Below are 7,442 nucleotides of genomic sequence, written 5' to 3'. Positions count from 1 at the left end.
CACAAATACGTCGACGGCACACCGCTTTACCGCGTGGCTCAGACATTTGAGCGTGCTGGTGTTCCGATCAGCCGCGGCGCTCTCGCTCACTGGGTCATCGGCTCAAGCGAGAAGCATCTGCATCGCATCTATGACGCTCTGAAACTGCGGCTGCGATCGCAGCCTCTCATTCATGGCGATGAGACGACAGTCCAGGTCCTGAAGGAAAAGGACAAGGAGGCCACCAGCACATCGTATATGTGGGCGTACCGGAGCAGCGAGGACAGTGATCAGCCGATCGTGCTGCTCGACTATCGGCCGGGGCGCGGCCAGATCTACCCGCAGGCCTTCCTCGGTGACTACCGCGGCATATTGGTGAGCGATGGCTACACCGCGTGGCGCACATTGAATGGCGCAACCCATGTCGGATGCATGGCTCACTCCAGGCGGCGCTTCGTTGATGCCCTCAAGGCGAGAAAGAATGGCGGCGGCCCGCCGGAGCAAGCTCTCAGGTTCTTCGAGCAGCTCTACCGGATCGAAAGGCAGGCGCGAGAGATAAAGCCCGACGCTGGTGAAACGCAGGCCGACTGCATTCGCCGCTTCCGGCAACAGCACAGTTTGCCTGTCCTGAACGCTCTAAAGACGTGGCTTGATAACATCGCGCCGAAGGTCGTGCCGGATACCAAGCTCGGCGATGCTGTGTCCTACACCCTGAACCAATGGGATTACCTGACGCGTTACACCAGCGACGGCAGGATGCCGATCGATAACAACATTCTCGAACGCGACATCAGGGTTTTTGCGACCGGAAGAAAATCGTGGCTGTTCAGCGACACTGCTGACGGAGCCAAGGCCAGCGCCGTGATCTACAGTCTCATGCTGACATGCCGCGCCTGTGGCGTCGACCCTCTGATCTGGCTGCGGCATGTGCTCACCGAGTTGCCGCAGCGCGACGACGCCGCCGACATCGGCGACCTCCTGCCGATCAACTTCTCGAAAACCTCCGCCTCCTGACGGAACCGGATATCGCTACCGATCCTATGGCGGTTCAGTGTGGCACAGCCGTCAATGCGCATCGAAAATCGCGCTTACGAAGCGAACGTCGATCTCGATTCTTTTGTTCACCGGCGTGAGGATGATGTCCTTGACCAGCGAACGGATCACGTTCGCCGCTTTAATACACTTTTCCTCGGAAACGTCCTCGAGCGTCTCGTAGAGTCGCTGAACCCCGTGAACGAGACTGATAGTTTCGTATTGCATTTGGCGCTACAAATCGCTATTTTCCTCGTAAAGGAGATATGTCATGGCCGCCACTGTCGAACGCAAGGAATATCCGATCTCGATGCGTCTGCCTGAAGCAGATGTTGCAATGATCGATCGCGCGGCAAGCCTGCGCGGCCGCTCGCGCACCGATTTTGTGCGGGAGGCGGCCGTGCGCGCCGCAGAGGAAGTCGTTATGGAGCAGGGGCTCATCCGCATGAGCCCTGAAGGCTTTGCCGATTTCATGGGTGTCTTGTCCCTACCGGTCGCTCCTGTTCCGGAGATGGTGGAACTGGTCAGGCGGCCCGCGCCGTGGGAAGTTGATTACGAGCCGAAGCAATAAGCCGTGGCCTTATCGGCTCCAGAACCGCTTACGGCGGCGCATGATGTTTCCGAATTTTCCTGCGGCAAGCCGACGCTCGATCATTGGCTGAAGACGCGCGCGCTTTCCAATCAGGAGAAAGGTTTCACGGCGGTTCTCGTCGTCCATGAGGGCGGGCGCGTCGTCGGGTATTACGGCCTGGCGCCTACCGCCGTCGTCCCTGCGATCCTCCCGCGCTCGATCCGCACCGGGCAGCCGCCCGATCCGGTTCCCTGTCTTCTCCTCGGCCAGCTTGCCACGGACACGGAATGGGTGGGGATAGGCATCGGCACAGGTCTGGTGAAACATGCTCTTGAGCGTTGCGTCCAGGCCGCCGCTCTGATCGGCGGGCGTGCGTTGATGGTCAACGCCGTCGATCACGAAGCGGCGCAGTTCTGGCAGCGCCGAGGCTTCACGCCCTCGAAGGACGACCCGCTCGTCCTGTTTCGCTCCATCGCCGCAATCGTCGCATCGCTGGCGGAAGCGCGACAGCAAGAGCAAGGCGCATAACCTGAAGTCTTCACCGACGCCAAGCGGCTGTCCCTGATCCTGCCCGGTTCGGACATGCCGGTCGCCGACGATCGAGGGGATCGCAAGTAATGATTAAATCCTGCCCCCGCCGGCGATCGCCCGCATCATCGCGGAAGCCGCGCCTGGGACTGATATCGAGGCGATCATCGAAGTGGAGGATGGCCGCGAGGAGCAGCCGCTGCCGACCGAGAGCACGCTCAAGGCGCGCTGGTTGCATCGTAGGCATTATCCCATGGCTGCGAGCGGTATTCCTGCGGATCAGGCCAAAGCCGCGATCGTTGCTTGCGGTGGCGACACCTTCGTCTGGGCTGCCTGTGAAAAAGCAGACGCCCGGTCCATTCGCAGTTTTCTCAAGAGCCGCAAGCATGACCGAAAGTCGTTGTATGTTGCCTGGTACTGGGAGCGGGATATCGCCCAGACGGTCTGACTGACAGTAGATGCAGTGCAAGCTGAGTGATGGCGAAAGCGATGCTGTCGAGTCTGAACGCGCGGCGATCGAAACCGGGCGAGGGTAGTATCTTGAACTGCCGTCAATTGACCTTCGCGTGGCACGTCAGTGGCGGATGATCTCCTGCTATTGGCGACATTGAGTGCGTTTCGGGAGGCGGGACAAGGCAAGTTCCTGTCCCGCCACCGCCGAGGCCCTACCTCTTAACCGGTGCCGCGACAGCACGAGTTATCGCGTCGGTCTATCCAAAGTCCTAGCACCCGCATCAACGAGGTCGCTTTGGCGATCACGGCCGCGACGTAAAAAGCCAAATGACATGTTGAACCCAACGGATGGCGGCGCTTGCGTGAGAAACGACTGAAGGTGTTTCATAGTGGGGGTATGCCGCAGTCGATCCTTCGCGTACGAAGGTACCGAACCGGTAATCTCTTATCTAACGCGCAAATCTCTGTTCGAATCCCATCAAGACCGGCACTTTTACAAGTCTCCGTGCTATCAGGCCCCCGCAACCAAATTCCACTCAACGACAACGATGTATTGCCGCCGCTCAATCTGGAGGGTGGCATCGCGTATTCCTAATAATCGCCCGAAAACACGTGTGGCGAGAACTTTGACGAACCATCGTGGTTCACCAATAATAAAAGTGAACCAAGGAAAGACAGGTGCTTTGACCACTGCATTTACCGTGCGGGTTTCGGATGAAACCGCGAGCAAGCTTAATCAGATTGCGGAAAAGCTGGACCGCTCCCGCGCCTATATGGCTGCCGAGGCCATCAAAGCTTTCGTTGAGCAGCAGGAGTGGCAGCTTGCCGAGATCGAAGCCGGGTTGGATGCGGCCGATCGCGGCGAATTCGCCAGCGCCGAAGACGTGGCGAAGGTTGTTGGGAAGTACGTCAAGTCTGCCCGCCAATCATGAGCGGGAAACGTATTCGCTGGACGCTTCGGGCGTTGCGGCGGCTTGATGAAATCGGCGCTCATATCGAGCAGGACAATCCCGATGCGGCAGCGCGCGTGATTGCCAGAATTGTGACGGTCGTGGATATGCTCGCCGACTTACCCGCAAATGGGCGACCCGGCCGTATCAAGGGCACCCGCGAAGTGGTGTTGGCCGATATTCCCTACATCATCGCGTACCGCGTCAGTCGAGATATTGAGATCATCACCGTCATGCACGCCCATCAGCGGTCGCCACAGACGTTATGACATGCCGCGTACATCAGCCCGAGTCTTTGACAAATCCCTAAGGGGAGGATGCCGGTCGGCACCGGGCGAAATAGGGGCTTACCCCGATTCATCGTCCGCTAAAATTGCACTGTGCTCCACTTATCGCAGATGCGATCTGATCTTCGCTTCGACCCCCAATTGGTCTCAATGTGTTCGCCGAATACAAAGTGGGGAACAGAGGACACACCCGCCTCTGCTGCATGGGCAGCCTCCTGCGTAACGAGCTGGTGTTGCGCGGGATCTTGCGTGATTGCGCGAGCGTCCGCAATGAAGTGGTCACTTAGGGCTCACCTGCGTAGAAGCGGCAGCAACTGGTTACCCTGGCGTTTGATCTCCGCGAGGTAGGGCGTATCGGAGAGCACGAAATGGGTGATGCCCAGATCCTCGTACTTGCGCAGGGACTTGGCGACGTCGGCCGCCGAGCCGACCAGCCAGGTCGTGCCGGCGCCGCCACCGCCGTATTTGCCGGGGGCGGTGTAGAGGTTGTCGTCCAGGACGTCTCCCGATCGATGCAGGTCGAACAGTCGCTGCTGGCCGACCGCGACTGCCCTGCGATGATCGCTCCAGCCGGCGCCATTGCCCTTGGCCATCTCTGCCACCTTTGCTTCGGCGTCGGCCCAGGCCTGCTCGGTGGTGTCGCGCACCAGCGTGGTGATCCTGAGCCCGAACTCGAGTGGCGGCAGATCTCGATCAAGCTCCCGGCTCAGTGCCTCCAGGCGCGCGATGCGCTCGCGGACACCATCGAGCGGCTCTCCCCAGAAGAGCTGGACATCCGCTTCGGTGGCCGCGACCCGCTCGGCCGCCTCGGAAGCGCCGCCGAAATAGAGCTTCGGGTGGCGACGATCGCCCTGCGCCTCGATGCGCGGCACGACGGTCGAACCCGCGACGCCGAAGTATTCGCCGTCATAGCTGACGTTTTCCTCCGTCCAGAGCCTGCGCACCAGCCGCATGAATTCCTTTGTGCGAGCGTAGCGCTCTGCCTGGTCTCCCTCCCGGTCGCCATAGGCCGAGAGATTGTCGAGGCCGGAGACGATGTTGACACGGACACGCCCGCCAGTGAGATGATCGAGGGTGGCTGCGGCCGAGGCGAAGTTCGCGGGTCGCCAGTAACCCGGGCGGATCGCTATCAGCGGTTCGAACGTCGTCGTGCGTGCCGCAAGTGCAGCGGCAAGGGTAAATGTGTCCGGTCTGCCCCAACCCGTTCCGATCAGCGCACCCTTCCAGCCATGCTCCTCGAGCGCCCTGGCGTGTTCCGTCAACGTGGCCAGGCTATTGTGATGTTCAACCACGGAATCGCCGCGATGCCCCGGCCTCGTGTCGTTCGGTATGTACCAGAGGAATTCGCTGTCTTTGCTCATCGTCGGCCTGTGCTTGTGAAATCAAATAGTAAAACCGGAGATCGGCGTCCCGCTATCGTGATGCGAGACGACCGAGTGCGTTGCGGGCGGCGATCGTCCGGATCATGTGGCTCTGCGGGGCATGGGAGCGGCCGGTGATGGCGTCTCGATGGTGGCGCTCGAGCTGGAAATCACGATTGAGGCCAGGGTTTCCGGCGAGCTCGAGAGCGAGGCTGGTGATCGCCACCGCATTGTCGATGACGACGTGGCGGACATGCATGCCGTCCATTCCAACGACCCTGCCAGCGTCGACGTCTTCGCCGAGCGAGCGCAGCAATCGGGCATTGGTTGCAAGGCGGACTTCGATCTCTCCCAGCCCATCCTGAATGCGCGGAACCGTCGATAGCGGAGCGCCGAGGCTTGCCGGCGTATGGTGGGCGGCGAAGGCGAGCACGCGGTCGCGGGCGGAAAGCGCCACGCCGTGGTAGACCGCTGATATCAGCGAGAAGAAGAAGGCGGTTGCATGTTCTTCGCGGCGCAGCGGTTCGGATGCCGGCTGGGCTTCGATGATGTCTTCGAGTGGAACGGCGACATTGTTAAGGATGATATCGTCGCTGGCCGTCGCATGCATGCCGGCGGCATTCCATGCCTTTTCAATCTGCAGGCCGGGGCTGTCGGTCGGAACGAGGAAGGAGGCCAGTCTCGGCTCCTCCTCGTCGGTCAGGGCCAGCAGCGACACCCATTTCAGCACGGGTATGCCTGTCACGTAGCTCTTGTGGCCGCTGATGCGCCAGACGTCACCGTCTCGGCGCGCGATGGTCTCGGGCAGCGCGCCGTGGGCGGGAGAGCCGATGCGCGGCTCGGCCTGGGCGGCATTGATCAGGGCCGGCCCAAGCCGATTGGCCGTGAGTACCCGCTCGGCAAGGTGGTCCGGCCACTTTGCGAAGCGGCGCAGGCTGTAGTGGCTATTGTAGTGCATGGCGAGCACGAGTGCGGTCGAAGGTTCGCCGCGCGCGATCTCGCTGATGACGGCCTGCGCCTCGGCAAGGCCGGCGCCATGGCCGCCGTGCTCAGCCGCCGTCACCAGTCCGAGCAGGCCGGCGTCGAAGAGACGGGTGAAGTTCTCGAATGGAAAGTCACCCGTCTTATCGTAATGCGCGGCGCGTCCGGCGAAGTCGACGGCGAGCCGTCGTGCCTTGTCCACCGGATCGATTTTTTCCTGAAGCATGGTTGTTCAATCTCCCGGTTCAGGCAACGGCACGCCTGTTGAAGCTGTCGATATGACGGCGGTCGACCCAGTCGGCGATGTCGAAGTCGGCGGCGAGGAAGCCGAAGTCGCGCAGAAAGTTCTTGTAGTGGCCGATCGCATCCACCAGTTCTGGCTGCAGGCCAAGGCCAAGGTGCTTGTGGATGTCGGGGCCATTGGCGGCGACAACCTGCTCTTCGGTGGCGCCGGCCTCCCGCGCGACGAAGCGCCTCGTTTCCTCGGGATGCGCTTCGGCCCATGCGCTGGCCTTAAAGATCGATTCCAACAGGCGGGCGACGAGATCCGGCCTATCGTCGGCCAGAAGCTCGTCCACCGTCAAAACGCGCGGCGAGCCAGAGTTGATGCGGATCTTGGGATCGGGGTGGAAGCCGAACTCGGCCACCTCAACGGCGCCAATCAGGTTGGCGACATTGATGCCGGCCGTGCCCTTCACATAGATTGCGTCGACGTCACCGCGAATGAGGGCTGCAACTTCCTCGCCATAGGGCTGCCTGCGCTTCAGCCCGAAGAGAGAGGGGCCTTCCTGCGTCGAGAGCACGGAATCGGAAAGCGCGATATCGATGATCTCCACAGCGTCGAGCGCCAGCCCGTCAAGCGACAGCGCCGAAAGCAGCCCCTTCAACGCGGTGGCGCGCATGAAATCGACGATGCCTTCCGGGCGACGGGCAATGCCGAAACGGCGCCCCTTCAGGTCCTTCGTGGTCTTGATGCCGGTTTCCGGCAGGGTGATGATCGCCTGGAATTCATCGGTCCAGGTGATGCCGACGAGGCGTGTCTTGCGTCCCTCGGAGCGCGCGCGGATCGGCGGAACGTTGCCGCCATGGCGGAACGACCAGTCGAGCGTGTGGTTGAAATGGCTCTGGCGGATGTTGCGGTCGGGTGAATCGATGATCGACTTCAGCGTCACGCCCTCCTTGCGGAAGTTTTCCTCGAGATAGCCGAGTTGCGCGGCAAGGCCGACGGGCGTCGGCACCGGGCAGCGCGTATACCAGATTTCGGAAATGGCATTGCCTGTTATAGCTGGGCTTGTCATGG

Annotated in this window: 9 protein-coding genes and 1 pseudogene; 6 read left to right on the top strand and 4 right to left on the bottom strand. The window is 61.3% G+C overall.

Translation table 11 applies throughout. The features are described from left to right. The coding region (locus tag AF71_RS08540; RefSeq protein ID WP_169680971.1) for an IS66 family transposase at window positions 1-993 on the top strand (993 nt) is incomplete at its 5' end. Window positions 994-1,044: 51 nt separating this feature from the next. Here the strand turns inward: AF71_RS08540 and AF71_RS08535 are convergent. Then, a complete protein-coding gene (locus AF71_RS08535) occupies window positions 1,045-1,239 on the bottom strand; it encodes a hypothetical protein (RefSeq protein ID WP_169680969.1) in 195 nt (64 codons plus the stop codon). A gap of 43 nt (window positions 1,240-1,282) precedes the next feature. Here AF71_RS08535 and AF71_RS08530 point away from each other — a divergent pair, with 43 nt between their 5' ends. The 5 genes and pseudogenes from AF71_RS08530 (at window position 1,283) to AF71_RS08510 (ending at window position 3,782) form a co-directional block, all read left to right on the top strand. Continuing rightward, on the top strand, window positions 1,283-1,582 hold the full coding sequence (locus AF71_RS08530; RefSeq protein WP_025662864.1) for a DUF1778 domain-containing protein: 300 nt from the start codon (window positions 1,283-1,285) through the stop codon (window positions 1,580-1,582). Between the two features lie 3 nt (window positions 1,583-1,585). After that, a complete protein-coding gene (locus AF71_RS08525) occupies window positions 1,586-2,110 on the top strand; it encodes a GNAT family N-acetyltransferase (protein WP_062370610.1) in 525 nt (174 codons plus the stop codon). Between the two features lie 109 nt (window positions 2,111-2,219). Then, window positions 2,220-2,558: pseudogene (locus AF71_RS08520) on the top strand (SIP domain-containing protein); the annotation flags it as partial. A 688-nt stretch (window positions 2,559-3,246) separates the two neighbouring features. Next, window positions 3,247-3,495: a CopG family ribbon-helix-helix protein gene (locus AF71_RS08515; protein WP_169681008.1), complete on the top strand. Its 249-nt coding sequence runs from the start codon at window positions 3,247-3,249 to the stop codon at window positions 3,493-3,495. After that, window positions 3,492-3,782: a type II toxin-antitoxin system RelE/ParE family toxin gene (locus AF71_RS08510; protein WP_169680968.1), complete on the top strand. Its 291-nt coding sequence runs from the start codon at window positions 3,492-3,494 to the stop codon at window positions 3,780-3,782. Before AF71_RS08515 ends, AF71_RS08510 begins: the two co-directional genes overlap by 4 nt. A 308-nt stretch (window positions 3,783-4,090) precedes the next feature. Here the strand turns inward: AF71_RS08510 and AF71_RS08505 are convergent, their stop codons facing one another. Genes AF71_RS08505 through AF71_RS08495 form a run of 3 tightly spaced genes read right to left on the bottom strand, consistent with a single transcriptional unit; the run spans window position 4,091 to window position 7,440 of the window. Continuing rightward, complete coding sequence (locus tag AF71_RS08505; protein WP_169680966.1) at window positions 4,091-5,161, bottom strand: LLM class flavin-dependent oxidoreductase; 1,071 nt, start codon at window positions 5,159-5,161, stop codon at window positions 4,091-4,093. A 52-nt stretch (window positions 5,162-5,213) separates the two neighbouring features. Continuing rightward, window positions 5,214-6,368: an acyl-CoA dehydrogenase family protein gene (locus tag AF71_RS08500; protein ID WP_169680964.1), complete on the bottom strand. Its 1,155-nt coding sequence runs from the start codon at window positions 6,366-6,368 to the stop codon at window positions 5,214-5,216. A gap of 19 nt (window positions 6,369-6,387) precedes the next feature. Beyond that, window positions 6,388-7,440, bottom strand: a complete 1,053-nt coding sequence (locus AF71_RS08495; protein WP_169680962.1) for an ABC transporter substrate-binding protein — start codon at window positions 7,438-7,440, stop codon at window positions 6,388-6,390. Window positions 7,441-7,442 lie beyond the last annotated feature (2 nt).

The organism is Rhizobium sp. 57MFTsu3.2 (assembly GCF_012932765.1).
In the GTDB taxonomy this organism is placed as follows: domain Bacteria; phylum Pseudomonadota; class Alphaproteobacteria; order Rhizobiales; family Rhizobiaceae; genus Rhizobium; species Rhizobium altiplani.
This window is presented reverse-complemented; position numbering and strand designations above follow the sequence as displayed.